Origin of the sequence: Syntrophorhabdus sp. (assembly GCA_012719415.1) — a bacterium.
In the GTDB taxonomy this organism is placed as follows: Bacteria; Desulfobacterota; Syntrophorhabdia; order Syntrophorhabdales; family Syntrophorhabdaceae; genus Delta-02.
This window is the reverse complement of sequence record JAAYAK010000183.1, coordinates 1-20,104: the sequence shown is the minus strand read 5'-3', so window position 1 is coordinate 20,104 and position 20,104 is coordinate 1. Positions and strand designations below refer to the sequence as shown.

Here is a 20,104-nt window from a genome sequence, read left to right as displayed (position 1 = left end):
TCGGGCTGATGGATGTTTCCCCTCATGCTCCAAAAAAGACCGATACTGTAATATTTAAGGACGTGCCCTGTTCCCCGCCCTATTTCTTCCGGAATGTGAACGAGAATTTCTGCCCGGTGCGAACTCCGGCACCGTCTCCTCCCCTGAGCACCCTCTGATTTACTCTTACAAGGGGTGGATTGGGGTCGAATCTTTATCTGTGACAAATCTATTCACCTGTTGGTCGCGTACTCAGGAATGACGGTTTAACCCCAATGACCACCTGCGGCATTTTATTGATACTCGATCACAGCTGCAATTGCTGCCGTAATCTCTTCCATTGCTGTTGATGAGATGCTTCCCAGTTTCTTCGCCAGTCTTTCTGTCGAAACGCTTCTTGCTTGAAGAGTGTCGGCGGCGGATGTTCCGTCGACACCGACCCATACATCTCCGCGCGAAGCGATCTTAATGCTCAACGATCTCTCCCGTCTCCAGATCGTCCGCCCTCTCCTGCCCGTACTCCGCGGCGATCTCTCTGGCCTGTTTGGCCATAATCTTTCTGCGCTCTTCCAGGGGTAGCTTCAGGAATGCCTGACGCTCAATGAGGGTGATGGGTTCCCGTGTCTCGACCGCCCTGCCTTGTTTGTCATCCTTCCATTTCTTCGACTGGCAGTATCTGCTTTCCATGGCGGACTGCAAGGATGGAAACTCTGATCTTCTCTATCCGGTATATTATTCGGTAGTTGCCGTGTATCAGTTCTCTTATGCTCTGATCGCCGGTCTCCGGGAGAGGGCGGCCACTCTGCGGGAATGTCTTGAGGCGGCCCACTTTGTTGAAGATGGTCTTAACCCACTTTTCCGCTGCGGAGGGATTATCGCGTGCTATGTACTGCGCTATCTCGGAAACCCTCTCGACTGCAAGGGGGGACCAGAGGACCTTCACCTCTTGATCCGTTTCAGCACGGCGGCCATCGCGTCATCGTGCTCGATCCCCTTACCGTCCTCTATCTGGCCGATCGATGCGTGGACATCCTGAAGCAGCTCTATCCTCTCCTGCATCGCCTCGTATTCCCCCGCGTCCAGCAACACCGCCACTCCCTTCCCGTGCTGCGTGATAATGAGGGGTCTCTTGGTTGTGCGGACCTGCTTCAAGAAAGAAGCGATCCCTGTCCTGAACTCGGACATCGGCCGGATGTCCTCATTGACCTTGAGCCTTTTCATACTCCACCTCACATAAAGTGTGTACAGTATAGCGTACAAAAGACTTTCAGGCAACCGTGTTTGGACTATCGAACACGCAAATTCTGAAACTGTCTTTTCCGGTCACAGCGTCTTCAGGAACCGCTCTATCTCTTCCTTGTGCCTGGCCACGTAGGCACAACTCGGTTCTTCACCGCATTTCCTGCATTTGAGGTCGTACGCGGAATTCACGGTCCCGCACCGCGGACAGGTGTAGTTATCGCCCATCTCCCGTAACCACATCTTATACCCGACGGCTCCGATCCGTTCCAGATCGTCCCAGAGTTCCATCCGATGAGGTCTTTCAGATTGAAACCGTCTAAGGTCATCGCAGGGGTACTCCGCGCATTCGATGCAGAAATCGATCCCCCGACGGGCCGCGCAGACGCACATCGTGCATACCGTACAGTAAGGCCCTCGCTTTTCCGACCGGCATCCGCAACACCTGGCCGCTTCTTCCGAAACCTGATACCGTGCCGCTATTCCCTTAAGCCTTTCCGGGTCTTCCTTCGTGGCAATGAACAGGGAACAGGCCTCGCAATAAAGACCGCATACAGCGGCCAGTTGCTTGTCGAACTCGCCGGGATCGATTTCCTTTCCTTGCATAGCACCTCCTCGTCGTTTGCTGATTACTGGAATGTTATTATCCCTTTACCGGACAAGTCAATATGCAATCGAGATTCGTTGGCTTGATTCCCGGCCGTTCTCAAGGGCGAGGTACGTTGCGCTGGGCCTGTAGCGCTTCGTGTCGTATCTGTTCATCCTCCAGCTGAGGGCCGCTATCGACGTGCCGGCCCGGCCAGGGGGGCAGATCGTCCCATTGAGCTCATAGTTCGTGGTTTTTCTATTGCACAAAAGCACGGATTTCGATAAGAGATTAGGAAACAAAGCAGGGTGAGTGTATGCAGGGTTTTCTTGATCGAGGCAGGGGACATCCTATGTTCCTCCTGTCAACTCCAAAATTTATATCCAGTAATACCAACACCTGAGAGATAACCGCGCTTTTTTCAGCGCACTTCACCTCTCGGAAGTTCGTTACTGAACCCCTGCCTTCTCATCTCCGGCGGTCTGTCTCACCGCATAAGCAAACCCGCACCTCATCGTTATCAGTATCCGGTGTTCCCTTTACCGGGACACCCATCATCCCTTATACAGGTTGCATGGTTTCAGTGAGAGGCCCATGATTGTCCCCCGCGGGGTCTGCGCATCCCCTACGTTCGTTAAGCGGGCTCTCCCGCCACCTGTTATCGGATGATCTATGCCGTCAGGTATCCCGGATCGAACACCTCCCTCTTCTTCATGAGGGCCCAGGCGATGACAAGCATCTTGGCGGCAAGCTTCACCCGCATCTTTGTCGCGATGCCCCTTTCCCTCTGCCTGCCCTCGATCTTTGCCGTATAGTACCTGATGAAGTGCCCGTTCCTCAGCGATGCGGAGAAGGCCGCCTGGTAGAGGGCGTACCTCAGGTCCGCCTTGCCCCTCTTCGAGATGACGGGGACGGAGTCGGTCCTCTTCCCCGTGCGGTCGGCGCTTAGGTCATACCCCGCCGTCTTGAGCACCTGCCTCCCGTTCTCGAAGCGATGGGGGTCGCCTATCGCCCCGATGACCATGGAGGAGACGACAGGACCGAACCCGGGTATGCTCATGAGACAGGGATACTCGGGGAGATCCTTCGCCACCTCCTCGATCTTTTTGTCCGTGTCGTCTATCATTGCCTGGATGGCACGCAGTCCCTCCGAAAGCATCCCCGCCTCGAAGGCCACCGACCCGTCGGGGGTGCAGCCGATGGATGATCCCGCCTTGCCATGTATCTCCCTGAGCCGCATCATCTGCCTTTCTCCCCCGTTGCGTGACCCGACGAGGGAGATGAGGCCGGCCGGCGCAAGGGATGCGATCTTCCCGGGATCGAGGAGGTCCCTGACTATCCTCGGTCCCTCTCCGTACCCGTAGTAGGGGTCGAACTCGGGGAAGTACTGGGCGATGAGGTGGTTGCGTATCCTCACCCTGTACGCCTGCTCGTTCTTCCTCAGCCTTCGCCTGAGGGACAGCAAAGAGCGTATCTGCCGTATCTGCGGGGAGGGAAGCTCGTAGAAGAGGCACTTACCCTGGGAGATGAGGTCCGCCACGTTGGCGGCATCCTTGGTGTCGTGCTTGTCCCACCGCCCGTCGATGAGCTCCCTGTTGTTCTTCACGGCATTCCCGGAGACGAGGACGGTCATGTGTCCGTTACGGATCAGATACTCGCCGAGGGGCTTGTGATAGTCGGCGGTGGGCTCCATGCCGAACACCGTGTTCTCGAGCATCTTCTGTCTCCCCAGTACCTGTGCGTGAAAGAGGAGCTTCTCAAAACCCTCCCTGGTATTGTCGAAGACCAGACCCCGCTTCAGTGTCCTGCCCCCGGAGGTGCCGAGGAAGGCGTTGTGGCGCTCCTTGGCGACATCGATCCCGACGACCAGGTAGTCCCCTGACTCTCTGATGCGCCCTTTCATTTGACGGAACTCGGCAAGTCTGCTACGCTCATCCATGGGAAACCCTCCTTGATGATTAGAGATTTGAGTTTGGTCGTGCTTACTCTACATCTCTAACAGGAGGTTTCCCTTTTTCAAAGGGATATATAACGTTCGTTAATAAGTAAATAACTCAGCCTCCAGACTCCCTTCGTCTTAAATTTCAGTGTATTGCAGGAGGACAGGCGCATCGCTGAGAGCAAGGGATCGAAGCTTGCTTCAAAAAGCTATTTACCTATCAACGAACGTCCCCGAGTTGCTTTTGTAGTAATGGTGGATGCAACCAAAACAGTCATGCTGTAGACTTGTAGGTGCTATACGTAGCATATCCTGCTTTTCCTCGTGATATTGGTTAGTTACACCGTGTTTTCCTTTGCCCGTTTTTTGGGCGGTTCAAGTTCATTTTTCTCCATTGAATTCCAACCAAGATTATCGGAGAATCATTTTATGGCCGGGGAAACAACAGAAAATTAGGGGGTCACCAATGTCCCTGGTTTGAGATCAATAATTGGGCCAACGTTTTTCCCTTGAAATAGATCATCATAGTAAGGAGAGGATTTATGCTGATGATGATAGCAATCCTTTTGGCGTACATTGCTCTTTGGGTCGGCTTCCTAATACCCACCGGGATTAACCTTGCGCTGGCCTATCTTGCCGTGAAGAGGTTCCGTCTTAGCGTATATTCCAAGATTCTGTTATTTATAATAAGTTCTCTTTTCCTTTCGCTGAATTTAATGCTCCCCGGTCTTTTATCGGATGTCTATTTTCATAAAACGAATGGGAAGCAGGTATCGATAAATCGGAAGATAGTTGTAACTAATAAAGAGCCGGTTTCTTTGATAACGAAAAATATCGATCAAATAGAGTACAGGGCGTACCCACTATCGACATTCGGTATCGTAATTGATTTTTTGGTACATGGTCTTTTTATCGAGCTTCCAGGAACTGCAAAGCAAAGCGCAGAAAAGCATCTTCTTAATAAAGGGGCTTTGGTCAGAAAAGACAACAGCGCACAAACAAAGATAGTCGTTGATGCTCGCGATAATGGTTATACGATTGAAGTTAATGCGTCCGTATGGTCGGGCGGCGAAGAGACAGCACACTACAGGAACAGGTTTAGGAAGGCATATTATTTAGAGAATCATGGGGATTTGTTGCGCTACAAAGAAAAATACGGTGTCGGCGAATCCCTAAAGAAATCATTTTTGGCACTGCTCCAAGATACTTTCTGGACCAAGATACTGGCCAGATGTTTTCGTTTTTACCACAGCCCCTCTCTAAGCGAGTTTATTGATCAATCTATAGAAGTCAGAGTGCCCATAGTTGAAGAAGAAACGTTGATTGCTACTGTGGATAAAACAGATAAGATTGAAGAAGATTATCACGAAAAGGGTTACGATGATTATAGTAATGAACCGGTACGGAGCTGCATGTGCGGACAAGGGACTGAAGTAAAAATGTTATTCCCATATGATAATCATCTTTCGTTTCTATCAGAAAGTGGGAAACGTGAAGTATTTTTTAGGCGTGCGTTCCCAAAGATTAAAGAGACTTCCGACTGGTATCACTACTACGTTTTGAGGATTATTTGCCTTGATGACGAGGTTGTCGTTGTTGGTATGGTGGGCCGACATGGCAAGGGGCCATTTTATTGTCCTACATGTGGTACAAAAAAAAGATCTGGAGATGATTATGTGTTTAGTCTGACACGATATTCCCCCGCAGGCGATCTGCTCAATTCCTATATCTTAGACATGCCCAAAATCGAATGGCAACCGGAGGTTTTTCGACCACCGGTCATTGACTTTGTAAAACTTTCTAACTCCTATGCATTCACTTTACTGGATCGTAACAGGAAGGGTCAAGTAGATACCCGCTATAGGGTTTCCGTTAAAATGGACAAAAAAACAAAGCGTTAATGAACCATTGACATTGTTATTTGTCTTTAGGTCGTAATTGAGTAATTTAGCGACAATCAATCGAGGTGCTGCATAACAGCAGTGAGTCAACTTTGGGGACGCCCTTCACATTTTCACATTCTCTTTTCTAGATAACGTAAAATATCTTTCTCCCTTGAAAATGTCAATAACCGTCGCGCCTCTTTTCGGATTCTCAGATTCCATGTTTACACGATGTCCCTTTGATCTTCCACGGGAATTGGGGTCACATCTCTGTCTTTGACAAATCTATCCACCTGCTGGTCACACATCAATGAAAATTCAAGAATAAATGAGAACACCGCGATCTCTCCGGTGAAGGAGTGGGAATTGTGGTCAGGTCCTGCAATACGACAGGGCAGCCTCGGGGCCTTCGGATTTTCACGTTGTTCTTTCTTACAGGTAACCCCGGGGATCCGTTAACGGGTATTTCCGGATATATCCGATTATGGTTGATTATGTCTGTTGGACAGCGTTAAGGCGTTCTCGCGGTTACAGCTTTCTGTATCTCGTTGCCCTGCCCATTCCAATCCTTTCGATCTTCTTGAGGGTAACGAGTCTCTTGAGGGCCTGGAGCACCGTTGGTCTTGCCATATTGGTATCCCGGCAGATCTCAAGAGGCGATGCTTCGGGCACCTTCTGCAAGTAGCTCCATACCTCCTGTTGTTTCGGAGAGAAAAGCTTCTCCACATCCTCGCTTTCGAGCAATCTAATGGCCATCTCGGATTGTGCGAGCAGGATGTCGAGGAAGAAATTGAGCCAGGGAAAAACATTCTCGGTCTTTTTCCCGAAGGTCTTCTGGCTTTTGACGAGCGCCAGATAATAGTTGTTCTTATTGTCTTCCACCAGTTTCTCATGAGAGACATAGGGCACGAAAGCATACCCTTCCTTGAGGAGGAGCAGGTTTGTGAGAATCCGTGAGACTCTTCCATTGCCGTCCTGGAAAGGGTGGATCTTGAGGAACTCCACCAGGAAGTTGCCGATTATGAGAAGGGGGTGGTGTTTCCTCTCTTCGAGGGCCTGCCCCGCCCAATCCATAAGCTCCTGCATTTCCTTGGGCGCAAGGAAGGCTTTGGTCGGTTCAAATACGATGCCGATGCTCTTCCCGTTTTGATCGAACATCTCGACCGTGTTTTCCGTTTTCTTGTAATCTCCGCGATGCCTTTGGTCCTTGCCCACGTACTTGAGCAGCTGGTTGTGAAAGTGTTTGACCGTGTTCTCGCTGAACTTGATAGACTTCCAGGAATCGAACACGTTGTGAAGCAATTCGTAATATCCCTGCACTTCCTGCGAGTCCCTGTCGGTGAATTTCTTCGTGGTTACGCCCTGCATCAATTTCTCGATCTCACTGTCGGTGAGCTTCACTCCTTCAATGCGGGTGGAAGCCCCGGTAGAAGTGACCAGCACGGATCGCTTTAAGCGACCCAAGGTCTGCGGGTTAATTTGCAGCCCGCCAATCCAGCGCCCCTTGATCTCGTCGATCCTGGCTATCTTCGATAGAACCTCTGAGGGCAGGCGGGTCAGTCTTTTGTCAAAGCGGTTGGTCCCGGTCATAGAGTCTCTTGTGTATATAGTTAGCTATATCCGATTATATTCAATTGTATCTATTGTGTCAAGTTAGACCACTGGGGATTCGTTGGCTTAATCGACGGCGGGGGGCCCGGCGGCTCTCAAGGGCGAGGTACGTTGCGCTGGGCCTGTGGCGCTTCGTGTCGTATCTGTCCATCCTCCAGCTGAGGGCCGCTATCGACGTGCCGGCCCGGCCAGGGGGGCAGACCGTCCCATTGAGCTCATAGTTTGTGGTTTTTCTATTGCACAAAAGCAAGGATTTCGATAAGAGATTAGAAAAAAAACCAGGATGTGTCTATGCAGGGTTTTCTTGATCGTACGTTGCTTGTATTGGGGGATGAAGGGATCGAGGCGCTTTCGGCTCCCCTCATCGCCATTGCCGGCCTGGGGGGAGTGGGTGGAGGCACCTTCCTGAACCTTGTCCGCTCCGGGGCGAAGCGGTTTCGACTGGCCGAGAACGGCGTATTCGACCCCCCCGACATGAACCGTCAGGCCGCGGCCTTCGCGTCGACCCTGGCGCGGCCGAAGATCGAGGTGTACGAAGAGCTTGCCCGGGGCATCAACCCCGGGGTCGAGCTCGAACTCTTCCCTGAAGGGCTGCTCGCAGGCAATATCGAACGGTTCTTCGAGGGCAGCGACGTCTATGTCGGCGTCATCGATGTCGAAAAAGGCGCGGATGTCAAGTCGATGACCCCGGAGATGCTCAAACGCTTCAACGTCCCCCTCTTTTCAGCCATGGTGGTCGGCTTCGGCACGGTACTCGTCGCCCACCATCCGGAAGGCATGATGCCCGACGAGTTCTGGGGGCTGGTGAGGAAAAGGTCCTCCGGCGCGCGTTTCCCGTCCTTCCTGTCCCGCATGTTCGGATCGACCGTCGCTCGACGGATCGAGGATTCCTTCGCGGCTGGCGGGGGCCCGTCAACGAGCGTCGGCGGCGCCTTCGCGGGTGCGGTCCTCGCCTCCGAGGTTATGGCCTACCTTCTTCAGGGGACCGGCCTTGTCGACAGGAACGCCGTTTTTGCCCCCAGGTTCATGGTGGTCGACCCCATGGGACCGACCATGGAAGTGGTTGACGTTACGGCACACTGATCTGTTCGCCTGCTGACCGCGATCCATCTCGCCTCACAGGCGTCCCTATTCCGCGGCAGCCGCTGGCAACAAGATCTCGGGGCCCCGCGAGAACGAGGTTCCGGGGTTCACATGTTTACGCTTGACACGCTTCCGGAAGCACCCGAACCGCTGCCGATCCTTTGCTTTTGTCCGGTGTTCAGGGTTTTGTTGTTGCATATCCGCGGGAATATGCGGAAAATTAGGGTAAGCACGCGGTCGAGGACATCCGCAACAGTTCACGCGGCATTCCGATGGTCAGGCGAAGACAGGGACAGCGCGTCAGTGGTCGGTGCCCCGTTGGACCATGCCGGTTGAACAGGCCGGGTGCTGTATGAACTCAGGAGGCACCATGAGTGGAATCTTCGGGTTTATCGGCAGGGGGAACGGCTTCGCCGAGGTGAGGTCGGGGCTTGAAAACCTCTCCCACAGGGGGCAGGAGAGCTGGGGTATCGTCTCGGCCCTCAAGGATGGTTCTTTCCAGGAGGCGCGGGGGTTGGGATCGATCTTCCAGGCTTCGGGCCTCGGCCGGTCTTATTTCGGATCGGTGGCGATCGGCCAGGTCCGTTACCCCACGGCGGGAGAGACGAACGAGAGGAACAGCCAGCCCATCGTCGGAAGCTTCGGGAAAGAAAGGATCGCTGTCGTTCATAACGGACATATCCCCGGGTACAAACGCATGGTGGAGGAACTGGGAGGCCTCTTCCAGACAGAGACGGACACCGAGGTCATCCTGCAGGAGATCGCCCGGATGGAAGGCGAAGACCTGCTTGAGAGGATGGAGAAAACGCTGAGGTTCCTGGGCCGGCAAGCGGCCTTCAGCATCATCGTTCTTCATGACGGGCACCTCATCGCCGCCCGGGACCCCTTCGGGTTCAGACCCCTTTCCATTGCCAGAAGAGGCGAGGAAGGCGATTACGCCTGGGCGGTAGCCTCGGAGACATGCGCCTTTCACGGGCAGTTCGAGTGGATAGGCGATGTCGAGCCGGGACAAATGGTAGTCCTCGATGGGGAAAGCATGAAGACCGTCTCCTTCGCGGACCCCGACCCTCATCCCTGCATCGTCGAATGCCTTGATTACGCCTCCCCGGCGAGCCGGGTCTTCTCGAGGAGCTGCTACGAGTTCCGGGAGAAGATCGGCGCGGAACTGGCAAGGACGGAGACCGAGAAGGCCGACATCGTCGTGCCCATCCCGCGGGCCGCGATCGCTGCCGCCCTGGGATTCCACGACACCGCGGGAATCCCCTTCAAGGTGGCCATCAGCACCGTGGGAGAGATCGGCAGGGTATTCATAATCTCCAAGGAAAAGGACAGGTTCGCGCAGGTTGAGAGGAAGTTCCAGATCAATGGCGAACTGGTGAAAGGGAAGGAGGTCTTCCTCATCGATTCGCTCCTGGTCCGGGGTTCTACGGCCATGGTGCTGATCCCGAAACTGCGCGAGGCAGGGGCGACGAAGATCCATATGCGCCTGACGGCGCCACCACCGCGCTTCCCCTGTCACATGGGAATGGCGATGGCCAAGCCCGGGGAACTGCTGGCCGGCAACCGGGATGACGAGCAGCTGAGGAAACTCATAGGGGCGGACACCTTCAGATACATGACGATCGAGGAACTGAAGGAACTGATGGGGACGCAGTTCTGCGACGCCTGCTTTACCGGAAAGTATCCCTTTTCGGTGTGAAAAGGTCAGGGAAATGATCACAGGCAACGGTAACCACGGTCTGCAGGGTGACCGGCAAGAAGAGAGGCAGGGAATTCCCCCTGCCTCTCCTTATATTCGTTACGCCTGGCCGCCTCAGGCTTAGCCCCAGGACTTTTCCTTCGCCGCGGTGATGCCGGCGTTCCTTCCGAAGACGATGCAGTCGACCGTCGCGTTCCCGCCGACCCTGTTCGAGCCATGGACACCGCCTGTGACCTCGCCCGCCGCGTAGAGCCGCGCGATGATCTTGTTCTCCCTGTCTATCACCTGGCACGTGGTCCCTTTTGTCTGTACGCCTCCCATCGTGTGATGCACGCCGGCCTGCGTCGGGCTCGCGTAGAAGGGGCCGACACTGACGGGTTTGAGGTTCTGCGGCTTCTTGCCGAACTCTTCGTCTTTGCCTTTCTTAACGCTCTCGTTATACTTCGCGACGGATTCGAGGAAGGCCTTCTCCGGCACCTGGAGCTTGGCGTTCAGGACCTTCGCAAGCTCTTCGAGCGTGTTCGCGCGGAAGGCGAGACCATCCTTGATGATCTCCTCCGTCATCTTGGGGTTGAACCTCTTCGCGCACTGTTCATCGGCAACCCAGAGGAGCACCTTGTTCTTCTGCTTGAGGACGGCCTCGGCCATGACGTCGCGGCGCTGGTCCTCGGCGACAAACCTTTTTCCGTCGAGGTTCACGAACAGGGCGTGGTCGACGCCAAGGTTCGTCAACGACCCGTATTTCTTCGTGTAATAGTTGCAGGCAATGAGCATCTGGATATAATCCATCCCGTGGACATCGGCGCCTTCATTCTCGGCGATGACGATGGCCTCTCCCGTCGCCGTCGGCACGTTCGTCGTCGGGACCTCGGCAGTCAGGCGAGGGTCATGCTTGGAGCGCATCGCCACGTCGGCGGCAAATCCGCCCGTCGCGAGGATGACAGCCTTCCGGGCCTTGAAGTAGACGTCTTTTCCTTTCTCCGTCACCACCGCCCCCATGATATCACCCTCAAGGGCCTTCCGCCGGACGAGGGCCTTGAGCTTCACGTTCATCATGACGGGGATCTTCCTGGAATCGACCTGGGCCTTCAGGGTCCGTATGATGGCGCCACCCCTTCCCTTGTTGACGGGGTCGAAGCTCCTCGCCCAGAGGGCACCGACGGCCGTGTAGGGTTTCTCGTCGAACTTGACCCCCTGTTTCTCAAGCCACTTGCGTCCTTCCAGGGCGTGATACGTCATGTACTTCACCTTCTCCGGGTCACCTCTGAAGTCGCCGGCGGCAAGAGTCTGCTGATAATGCTGCTCCGGGGAGTCCTTTATCCCGTACTTTGCCTGCACGTCGGGCTCGGAACAGTTGTAGATCCCGCTCGCGATCGCCGAATTGCCTCCGATCACGGCCGCCTTCTCGATGATGGCGACCTTGCTCCCTGCGTCATGGGCCTCGATGGCCGCGGCAAGGCCGGCGTAACCCGTTCCGATAATAAGGACGTCCGTTGTCCTGTCCCATTTCTTCGGCGGCGGCACAGCCTCCACCTTGCCCGGCAACAGCGCTCCCGTCGCCAGGGCTCCCGCCACGGCCACGCCCGTTCCCGCGATAAAGTTGCGCCTGCTGATACCCGACACTTTCTCATCTTTCTTCTCTTCTTTGCGCATGAGAACCTCCTTTTGCTGATCGGCGTTGTCTTTGCATTGTGGAACAACGTTAATTATAGCACGCCCGTGGTGGTTCCGGGGAGGCTCCCTGCGTCCCCGTTACCAGCAGGGCCCCCTATCCACTTGTACTCTCCGTAGGGTTCATCCACATATCAACACGTTGACGTGTGGATGAGACAGGGGCGTTTCAAGGGTGGGATCATTCTTGAGACGCTTTCTGTTTCCATCTCGGACGCACGCGAAGTTGAGGTTCCTACCGGCCCCGGCCATCATCACCCACTGTACCCCTTGATGAACTACCCCCACTATGATGGCCGGGGCGTTCAACAAAGCCGTCTCTCGGGCAACCCGTTCTGCCCTGACCTTTGTTTGATTGGTCATTAATGAATTGGTCATTATCTGTTTCATTGGTCATTACCTCTCTGCCTGGTCGAATGGATAATCCTGGACAGCGGTGAGACCGCCGGATATCATAAGAAAGGAAAGAGAAGGGGGGAGCTTCGCATGCGTGCAGCAAAGAAAGAGATAAAGGACCCCGCCGTTATCACCGATCTTTTCACTCAGTCCCACGTGGGTAGGCTTGGCACCATCGGAGCCGACGGGTCTCCCATGATCAAACCCCTGAACTTCGTCTATCTCGACGGCGATATATATTTCCACTCCGCCCGCGAGGGAGAAAAGATGGACGACATGAAGAGGGATGCACGGGTCTGTTTCGAGATCGACCTCCCCCTCGGATATGTCAGGAGCGACAAAAGCCCCTGCCGGGCAGGCTATCGGTACCGAAGCGTCATCGTCAAGGGAAGGGCCCTCACCGTCGAGGACCGTGAGACGAGACTCCGTGTCCTTGCGGCCCTCATGGAGAAGTATCAGCCCGAAGGGGGTTACGGACCCATCCCCGAAGACAAGCTTGCGCTCACCGCCGTCGTCAGGATAATCATCCACCGCGTATCGGGGAAGGAGGACCCCGGCTGAGCGGCGTCCGAAAACCGGGGAGAACCGGTTCGGCCGCATCATCCGCCCGGTGCTCTTCCCGCGCCGACGCGTGTTCGATCGAGTCCTCATCGATACGTGTTTGACACCCTCAGGGTGTCTGCGGTACTATTCCACATATATTGATGTATAAGGATCCGATCATCGTTCAGGGGAAGGTACAATGGACTATACATCAACACCCGGTGGGGGACCGTACGAAGAGATATCCACGCTGGAACATGGGACAGAAGAACCGGAACGTTCGGAATCGGGACGGATAGCGGGCGAGGCGCCGGCCCTGTTTACGGCCTTCCTGGAAAATGCCCTCGATGGCGTCTACATGAGTGACGCGAAGGGTATCCTCCTTTACGTCAATCCGAGATGCGAGGACATCACCGGCTTCGGGAAAGCTGAGTTGGTAGGCAGGAGCTTCGCGGAACTGAGGATACTTCCCGAAGAGGGCCCGAACAACGCGATCGAACTGGCGCAGGAACACGTCGAAGGCAGGTCCGCCGGATCGACACGTGTTCAGCTCATCAACAAGGCGGGCCGCTCCGTGCCCGTTCGGATGGCCACAAATATCATCAAAGGTGCCGACGTCCATGTCGTCCTCGGGTTCCTCCACGACATGGACGGACACGAGAGGGCGGATGAGGCCCTCCCCGAATCGGAACAAAGGTTCAAAGACATGTCCGAGAGGTCCCTTGTGGGCATGTACATCCTTCAGGACGGGGTGTTCAAGTATGCCAACGGGATGCTTGCCCGCATACTCGGATATGAGCCCGATGAGATGAGCGGGAAACCTGTAAGAGACGTCATACTCCCCGAAGACTGGCCCACGGTGGAACAGGGCATGCGCAAAAGGATATCGGGGGAACTGGAATCTCTCCACTATGAGTTCCGTGTGGTCACAAAGGATGGAGAAATGAGGAACGTCGAGGTCTACAGCTCCCGGACCGTGTATGGCGGACGGCCCGCGATAATAGGGACCTTTCTCAACATCACCGAACGTAAACGGGCAGAGGAGGAAAAGAGGCACAACGAACGGCTCACCGCAGCCCTCGAAATGGCCGGAGCCATCTGTCATGAACTCAATCAGCCTCTCCAGGTGATTGGCGGCCGCGTTGACCTGTTGCAGATGGACAGCACCGATGACCGCGTGCAGGAGTCCCTGGAGGTAATAAGGCAACAGGTTGACAGAATGGGAACGATAACCAGGGAGTTGATGGGATTGAAGAAGTACTCGAACCGCGATTACCTGGGAAACCTCAGGATCACGGATATACACCAGACGCCCGAATGAGAGGAGAATGGCCCTCGAACCATCTCTTCTTCCCGCCTTGCAAACACCCCCGTTCGATGCTATCGTATGACACCGAAAAGATGGTTCAATGGTTCAACAGACTGTTGACAAAGTCCCTCCTGTTGTCTTCCCGAACCTGATCCGGGATCCGGAGGTCTTTCTAACCCACCGTTCTTCCTGGATAAAGCCAGAATGACGACAGGGTATGAACTGGGGCCCGGGAAAGACTTCATCAACAGACTGTCGAGAGTTCGCGGGTTCAAGAAGAGAAGGCTGTAAGGATATCCATGCGATTTATTGCCGACCTTCATGTCCATTCCCATTACTCCATCGCGACGAGCCGGGACATGACACCCGAGGCGCTTTGGAAGTGGGCGCAGCTCAAAGGCGTGACCGTTATCGGCACGGGGGACGCCACGCACCCGGGGTGGTTCAGGGAACTTGCGCGCAAGCTCGACCCTGTGGGGAACGGCCTCTTTGCCTTGCGCGAGGACTTGTGCGACGATACCCTGCCCCGGTCCTGCCGGGCAGAAGTGTTCTTCCTCCTGAGCGCTGAGATAAGCTGCATCTTCACCAGGAACGGGAAGACGCGGAAGGCCCACTGCATTATCCTCTTTGATGACATGGAAAGCGTCCTGCGTCTCCAGGGACGGCTTTCGAAGATAGGGAACATCTCTTCCGACGGAAGGCCCATCCTCGGCCTCGACGCCAGGAGACTCCTTGCCATGGTGGTCGAAGACTGTCCCCGGGCGCTCTTCATACCCGCCCATGTGTGGACACCCCACTTCTCCGTCCTCGGCTCCGCGTCGGGCTTCGACTCTCTCGAGGAATGCTTCGAGGAATTGACCCCCCACGTCCACGCCTTTGAGACAGGCCTCTCCTCCGACCCCCCGATGAACTGGCGCGTCCCGGCCCTCAACAACCTCACACTCGTTTCCAACTCCGACGCCCATTCACCTCAGAAGGTCGGCCGCGAGGCCAACATCTTTCAGGCCGACCTGTCTTTCGACGCCATGGCCCGCGCCATCAGCACCAGGGAAGGCTTCGAGGGGACCATCGAGTTCTTTCCCGAGCAAGGCAAGTACCACTATGACGGCCACCGCCCCTGCAAGGTGAGGCTGACACCCCGGGAGTCAGCCGATGCCGGATACCGCTGCCCTGTCTGCGGCAAGAAGGTCACCCTCGGCGTCCTCAACCGCGTCGAGGCCCTCGCCGGCAGGGAGGCCGGCTTCCACCCTCTGAACGCAAGACCCTTCATCTCCCTCATCCCCCTTAAAGACATCATCGCCGACACATTGCACGCGGGGACTCAAACGAAGAAGGTGGACGGGCTCTACTTTGAACTCCTGGAGAAGCTGGGGCCTGAACTCGCCATCCTCATGGACGTACCGCTGGCCGAGATCACACGCGCCGACCACCCCGATATAGCCGAGGCAATCGCCCGCGTCCGGGCCGGCGACGTCACCATCGAACCCGGCTACGACGGCGAATACGGCCGGGTCACGATACGGCGTTAGAGGCAAAGGCATTATCTCTCGCCCGTTCGTCGCTTGCGTTCCTCTCTCAAGCTCACAGAGGACGCAGAGAGAGGAGGAAAGAGAGAAAAGACTGCCGCCGGATCTTGGAGCCTCCCAAGATCCGGCGGCCTTCTCGTCCCGCCGTGCCGGCGGGAGAGAAAGAATATAGTTTTTTTATCCTGAAGGAGTTGTCCACCCTCATCCCCCCTGTCGTCATAGGTCCTATAGGTCCTATAATCATCCTCCAGACCCCCTATACTACCTCACCCCTTAAGACTCCCATCCCCTGACCCATCGCTCCCACCTGAAACCAAGACTCTTGTTTTGCCTCCCGCGAATCGGGATGCAAAGATGGCCTGATACCGGCGGGCGCCGGGATCAGGCCATATCTTTCCTCTGTGTGCTCTCCTCACTAACTTTGTGCCCTCGAGCGAAGCGGGCGAGAGGCAACGTCTTTGGTTTTCCCGCATCTTTTCCTTCCCCCCGCTCCGAGTCTGTGTTATGGTAACAGAACTGGCATGGTGGGGAAGGAAGGCCAGTCGCTTCGGGGACAGTAGGACCGTTGGTTGTTTTGTTGGAGCTAGCGTGGGAAACGGCATTTCTCGTCGAAGCGGTATCTTCTATGGCTGGATCATCGTCGCCATTGCGGCTGTGGGAACCTGCACCGGTTTTGGGACGATCTATTCCTTCAGCGTCTTCTTCAAGGCCTGGTTAGGAGAGTTCGGAAGCTCTCGCGCCGTCCTTTCGGGCATCTACTCCGTCGGTTTCATCATTTACGGCATCGCCTCCATGGTAATGGGCTGGTTCTCGGACAGGTACGGCCCCCGGAAGGTTATCGCCACAGGGGGTTCCATCATGGCTGCGGGCTGCATGCTCACGGCCTTCTGCCACCATACAGCCGTCCTTTACCTGACCTGGGGCCTCGCAGTCGGCATCGGGGTCGGCACCTGCTACGCCCCCACGGCCGCCACCGTCTCCAAGTGGTTCGTCCACCGCAAGGGCATGGCCATGGGCATCCTCGTCTGCGGCCTTGGCATGGGCACGCTCATATTTTCACCCCTGTCGGAGAAGCTGATCCAGGCTTTCGGCTGGCGAGTCGCCATCTTCGTCCTGGGAATTATCGCATTGTCGGTATATGTCTCGGAGTCCCTGATCATTCGCGGAAAACCAGCTGACATTGGCCTCGAACCGCTGACCGCCCCGCCGAAGGACGGCGTGGAAGCGGACCCTGACGCCGCCCGCAAGCTCGATATGCCGGAACATTCCATGACCGTGGCCGAGGCGCTGAGGACAAGGAACATGTGGTTCATCTTCGTCATACACGGCCTCTGGATGGTGGCGGTCGGGATCATCATGGCCCATTTCGTGCCCTACGCCACCGACCAGGGAACCAATGTGAACAGGGCGGCGGCCATGATGGGATCCGTCGGTGCCATGAGCGTCGTCGGGCGGTTCTCCCTCGGGGTCCTGACCGAAAAGTGGGGGATAAAACGCTCCTTCATCATAATCCTCTGCTGCCAGTGCTTTACCATGTTCCTTCCCTTCCTCGGCAGCTCCCAATGGCAGCTCTGGGCGTTCGTCGTCATCTTCGGGTTCGGATACGGGGGCCTTGCCTCCATATTCCCCCTTGCCCACGCGGAGCTCTTCGGGGTCAAGGCCATGGGCTCCCTTTTCGGGATCTCCCTTTTGGGCGCCACCATAGGCGGCTCCGCCGGCCCCCTCATCGCCGGCTTCTCCTTCGACATCACCCGCTCCTACTTCACGGCCTTCGCCGCCGGCGCGATCTCCATAGCCATAGCCATCATCCTCGCCACAGGAATAAAGAAAAAAGCTTGAACAGCTTGAGCAGCTTGAACCGTTCAAAAACGAGAGACAAGCAAAAGGGCACGGTCCGACTCCCGGTTGTCATCTGGGGAACCAACCGCGTCAGTCTCTCTGTTTTCAGTTCTTAACGTTCAAGCGGCTTAAGCGGTTCAAGCGGTTTTAACCCTTCGTCTTTTGTGTTATCATCCTCTCCATGGAGGAGCCTTCCCGATGACCGACCCCGATTACCTGCCTGTCACCGCCGCCGTTATTGAAAAGGATGGCAGGATACTCATAGCCCGCCGGAAGCTTCCCTTTCCGGGTCACCCCTGGGAGTTTCCCGGCGGCAAGCTCGAGGACGGCGAGACCCTCGAGGAGTGCCTGAGGCGCGAGATACGGGAGGAACTCGGTATCGAGATAGCCGTGGGCCGGCTCATATCATCGAGAAAACATGTCCTCAACTGCCAGTCGGCCATCATGCTCTATGCCTACAAGGCCCGCCATGTCTCCGGTGACATCACCCTTACCGACCACGAGGAGGTCGCCTGGGTCGCCCTTGAAGACCTCGAGACCTACGCCTTCCCGAACCCGGACCGGGAGATCGTCAAGGACATCCTGAAGACAGGGATGACCGGCTAGCCAACGGCCCGACAAAGGAACGCGACCTCACATCCCCGTGGAAGATCCCCCAAAAAAAATGTGCCTGCTATGTAGCGTGGACTACGGTAACCACCCTCGCCTGATGCTAGTCTGATGTTAGCAAAACTAAGGGGGTTGTTATGTTCAATACCATCATGGCCATCACGGGTATCGTTATGTTCGGGTTCGTTGTGGGACTGCTCATCTTCAACCAGAAAAGCTCCAAGAAAAAGTAATCCCTCCCCCGTCTCTTCGCAGGCTTAACCGAAAACCATCCAGGTGGGCGCCGGTTCAACCATTACGGCCTTGCCTCGGCATTGCGGCGGGCCCGACGGGGAACGGGGAGAGCGCAAGAACAAGACAGGATGGAGAGTGATCCGGCCGTCGGCGCGGGACCGACCTCGACGGTCCGCGGGGATGTGTATCCCCGTATGACCATACCCGGGAGGACCGTTCTTGGGGACGGTCTATGCCTTCACGGTCACCGACCTCTCTGCGTCGAAGGGATTGGTGCGCAGGGTCAGGGAGTAGAGGAAGGGATAGTTCTTCTTGAGGACATGGAATTCTATTCTGTACCACGGAGAAGACCGTTGCAACCGCACCAGCTTGAGCCGCTAAAAGATGTGAAATCTTTCTGTTTCTAACGTTCGAGCGGCTCAAACGGTTCAAGCTGTTCAAACGGTTTCCAGGAGTGACAGGAAATAGTCCTTTATCGCCGGCGTCGTTGTCGAGAAGTCAAAGCGGTCTATGAAGGCATCCATGGCAAGTCCCTTGCCTTCGCGAAAGACGGCGTTGAGCCGCGCGTAAACCTCGCCCGCAGGGTCCTCGATCCAGGCCGTGGATATGATGTCCCTGTCCTCTATCCTCAGCATCTCGGCCTTCGCGCGGTAGGGGGCGCTGCACATGATGGGCTTGAAGAACTCCATCTCCGCCTTTCTCGTCATGGCGACGATCTTCGTCCTCATGACGATGGCATACCAGACGATGACGTCGAGGATGCCGAATATCATGCCGCCATGAAGGACCTCGGCGTAGCCCTCGAAGCGGTTATCTATGAAGAGGTCGGAGTAGACGATGCCGTCCTCGTGGAATATCTGGAGCTGGAGCCCGTCCGGCCTCTCGGGGCTCAGGAAGAAGGATTTCTTGTATGCCGGAAGTCTGCCGTTCATGATGTCACCTCGTGATCTGTCGTCTCTTTTTCGTCGGACGCGGCATCGGGACCCGGGGAGTTGCCGAGGTAGCTCATGCCGAGCTGTCCGCATGCCCCGCCGACATCCTGCCCGCGGGAATCGCGGATGATGACGGTGAAGTGCCGGTCGATGAGATACTGGTGGAACCTGTCCACCTCATCCCTGTCGGGCCGTTCGAATTCGGTGTATGATGATGGGTTGTAGGGTATAAGGTTGATCTTGCACTTCACGCCCTTCAAAAGGTCCGCGAGCCTCTTCGCGTCGTCGAGGGAGTCGTTGACCCCTTTGATGAGGATGTATTCGAAGGTGATCCTCGTGCGCTTCGTCCCCTTGAAGCCCCGCACGAAATCCATGATCCTGCCGACGGAGTAGAGCCTGTTGATGGGCATCAGCATGGACCGGGTGTCGTCGTCCACGGCATTGAGGGAGATGGCGATAACGGCGGACTTCGCGCTGAGCGTCTTGAGCCCATCGACAAGTCCGACGGAGGAAAGAGTGATCTTGCGGTAGGAAAGATCGAGGCCGCTCTGGTCTTTCAGGATATCGAGGGCACAGGCAACGTTGTCGATGTTGTCCATGGGCTCGCCCATCCCCATGAAAACTATATTGGTCAAAGGGCTCTTTCCGGCCTTCTTGAGGTATTCCCGGACCGTGATGACCTGTCCCACTATCTCGGCCGCGGTGAGGTTCCGCTTGAAACCGATCTTGCCCGTCACGCAGAACCTGCACCCCATGCGGCATCCGATCTGCGTGGAGATGCAGAGGGTCACGCGTGTCTTCTCGGGCATGATGATGACTTCGATGATGTGCCCGTCCCTCGTTGCGAGGGCGAGCTTCGTCGAACCGTCCCGGGAGGACCTCTCTTCGGCGATGGGCAGGGTATCGAGGGAGAACATCTCCGAGAAGACGCTCCTCAAGCTCTTGGGGATGTTCGTCATCTCCCGGAAATCGAGGTTCCCCTGGTTGTAGACCCAGCGGAAGAGCTGGCGGGCGCGATACTTCTCC

At 56.0% G+C, this 20,104-nt stretch carries 18 protein-coding genes; 8 read left to right on the top strand and 10 right to left on the bottom strand.

All coding sequences use genetic code 11. The features are described 5' to 3' along the window. Positions 1-272 precede the first annotated feature (272 nt). The 6 genes from GXX82_10715 to GXX82_10690 form a co-directional block, all read right to left on the bottom strand. A complete protein-coding gene (locus GXX82_10715; protein NLT23508.1) occupies positions 273-476 on the bottom strand; it encodes a type II toxin-antitoxin system PemK/MazF family toxin in 204 nt (67 codons plus the stop codon). After that, positions 445-666 carry a hypothetical protein gene (locus GXX82_10710; protein NLT23507.1) on the bottom strand — a complete coding sequence of 74 codons (222 nt, stop codon included), beginning with the start codon at positions 664-666 and terminating at the stop codon, positions 445-447. Before GXX82_10710 ends, GXX82_10715 begins: the two co-directional genes overlap by 32 nt. Then, the gene (locus tag GXX82_10705) at positions 626-922 is read right to left on the bottom strand and encodes a type II toxin-antitoxin system RelE/ParE family toxin (protein NLT23506.1); all 297 of its coding nucleotides are present in this window, start codon (positions 920-922) and stop codon (positions 626-628) included. Before GXX82_10705 ends, GXX82_10710 begins: the two co-directional genes overlap by 41 nt. After that, positions 919-1,200, bottom strand: coding sequence for a type II toxin-antitoxin system Phd/YefM family antitoxin (locus GXX82_10700; GenBank protein NLT23505.1), 282 nt, complete (start codon positions 1,198-1,200; stop codon positions 919-921). The genes GXX82_10705 and GXX82_10700 overlap by 4 nt, the downstream gene beginning before the upstream one ends. A gap of 102 nt (positions 1,201-1,302) precedes the next feature. Next, positions 1,303-1,824: a DUF3795 domain-containing protein gene (locus GXX82_10695; GenBank protein ID NLT23504.1), complete on the bottom strand. Its 522-nt coding sequence runs from the start codon at positions 1,822-1,824 to the stop codon at positions 1,303-1,305. A gap of 650 nt (positions 1,825-2,474) precedes the next feature. Further along, the gene (locus GXX82_10690) at positions 2,475-3,743 is read right to left on the bottom strand and encodes an IS110 family transposase (protein ID NLT23503.1); all 1,269 of its coding nucleotides are present in this window, start codon (positions 3,741-3,743) and stop codon (positions 2,475-2,477) included. Positions 3,744-4,285: 542 nt separating this feature from the next. Between GXX82_10690 and GXX82_10685 the strand changes: the two genes are divergently transcribed. Continuing rightward, complete coding sequence (locus GXX82_10685; GenBank protein NLT23502.1) at positions 4,286-5,644, top strand: hypothetical protein; 1,359 nt, start codon at positions 4,286-4,288, stop codon at positions 5,642-5,644. Positions 5,645-6,154: 510 nt separating this feature from the next. On the opposite strand, the gene GXX82_10680 is transcribed toward GXX82_10685, so the two are convergent. Continuing rightward, positions 6,155-7,216, bottom strand: coding sequence for a Fic family protein (locus tag GXX82_10680; GenBank protein NLT23501.1), 1,062 nt, complete (start codon positions 7,214-7,216; stop codon positions 6,155-6,157). Between the two features lie 312 nt (positions 7,217-7,528). Here GXX82_10680 and GXX82_10675 point away from each other — a divergent pair, with 312 nt between their 5' ends. Then, positions 7,529-8,320, top strand: coding sequence for a thiamine biosynthesis protein ThiF (locus GXX82_10675; GenBank protein ID NLT23500.1), 792 nt, complete (start codon positions 7,529-7,531; stop codon positions 8,318-8,320). 370 nt (positions 8,321-8,690) lie between these two features. Further along, positions 8,691-10,019 (top strand): amidophosphoribosyltransferase, encoded by a 1,329-nt coding sequence (locus GXX82_10670; protein ID NLT23499.1) that lies wholly within the window; start codon positions 8,691-8,693, stop codon positions 10,017-10,019. A gap of 120 nt (positions 10,020-10,139) precedes the next feature. Here GXX82_10670 and GXX82_10665 read toward each other — a convergent pair whose 3' ends face one another. Beyond that, entirely contained in the window at positions 10,140-11,672 is a 1,533-nt protein-coding gene (locus GXX82_10665) for a flavocytochrome c (protein ID NLT23498.1), read from the bottom strand. A 504-nt stretch (positions 11,673-12,176) separates the two neighbouring features. Here GXX82_10665 and GXX82_10660 point away from each other — a divergent pair. From GXX82_10660 to GXX82_10640, 5 genes are all read left to right on the top strand, one after another. After that, complete coding sequence (locus GXX82_10660) at positions 12,177-12,647, top strand: pyridoxamine 5'-phosphate oxidase family protein (protein ID NLT23497.1); 471 nt, start codon at positions 12,177-12,179, stop codon at positions 12,645-12,647. A 181-nt stretch (positions 12,648-12,828) separates the two neighbouring features. Further along, positions 12,829-13,950: a PAS domain S-box protein gene (locus tag GXX82_10655; GenBank protein NLT23496.1), complete on the top strand. Its 1,122-nt coding sequence runs from the start codon at positions 12,829-12,831 to the stop codon at positions 13,948-13,950. A 287-nt stretch (positions 13,951-14,237) separates the two neighbouring features. Continuing rightward, positions 14,238-15,467 carry a DNA helicase UvrD gene (locus GXX82_10650; protein ID NLT23495.1) on the top strand — a complete coding sequence of 410 codons (1,230 nt, stop codon included), beginning with the start codon at positions 14,238-14,240 and terminating at the stop codon, positions 15,465-15,467. Positions 15,468-16,052: 585 nt separating this feature from the next. Beyond that, positions 16,053-17,303 carry an MFS transporter gene (locus GXX82_10645; GenBank protein ID NLT23494.1) on the top strand — a complete coding sequence of 417 codons (1,251 nt, stop codon included), beginning with the start codon at positions 16,053-16,055 and terminating at the stop codon, positions 17,301-17,303. 198 nt (positions 17,304-17,501) lie between these two features. After that, positions 17,502-17,909, top strand: a complete 408-nt coding sequence (locus GXX82_10640) for a (deoxy)nucleoside triphosphate pyrophosphohydrolase (protein ID NLT23493.1) — start codon at positions 17,502-17,504, stop codon at positions 17,907-17,909. Positions 17,910-18,583: 674 nt separating this feature from the next. On the opposite strand, the gene GXX82_10635 is transcribed toward GXX82_10640, so the two are convergent. Together GXX82_10635 and rlmN are read right to left on the bottom strand one after the other, a co-directional pair. Continuing rightward, the gene (locus GXX82_10635) at positions 18,584-19,078 is read right to left on the bottom strand and encodes a PaaI family thioesterase (GenBank protein NLT23492.1); all 495 of its coding nucleotides are present in this window, start codon (positions 19,076-19,078) and stop codon (positions 18,584-18,586) included. Next, positions 19,075-20,104 (bottom strand): 23S rRNA (adenine(2503)-C(2))-methyltransferase RlmN (rlmN, locus tag GXX82_10630; GenBank protein NLT23491.1); only part of this gene is annotated, 1,030 nt, incomplete at its 5' end. The genes rlmN and GXX82_10635, both read right to left, overlap by 4 nt.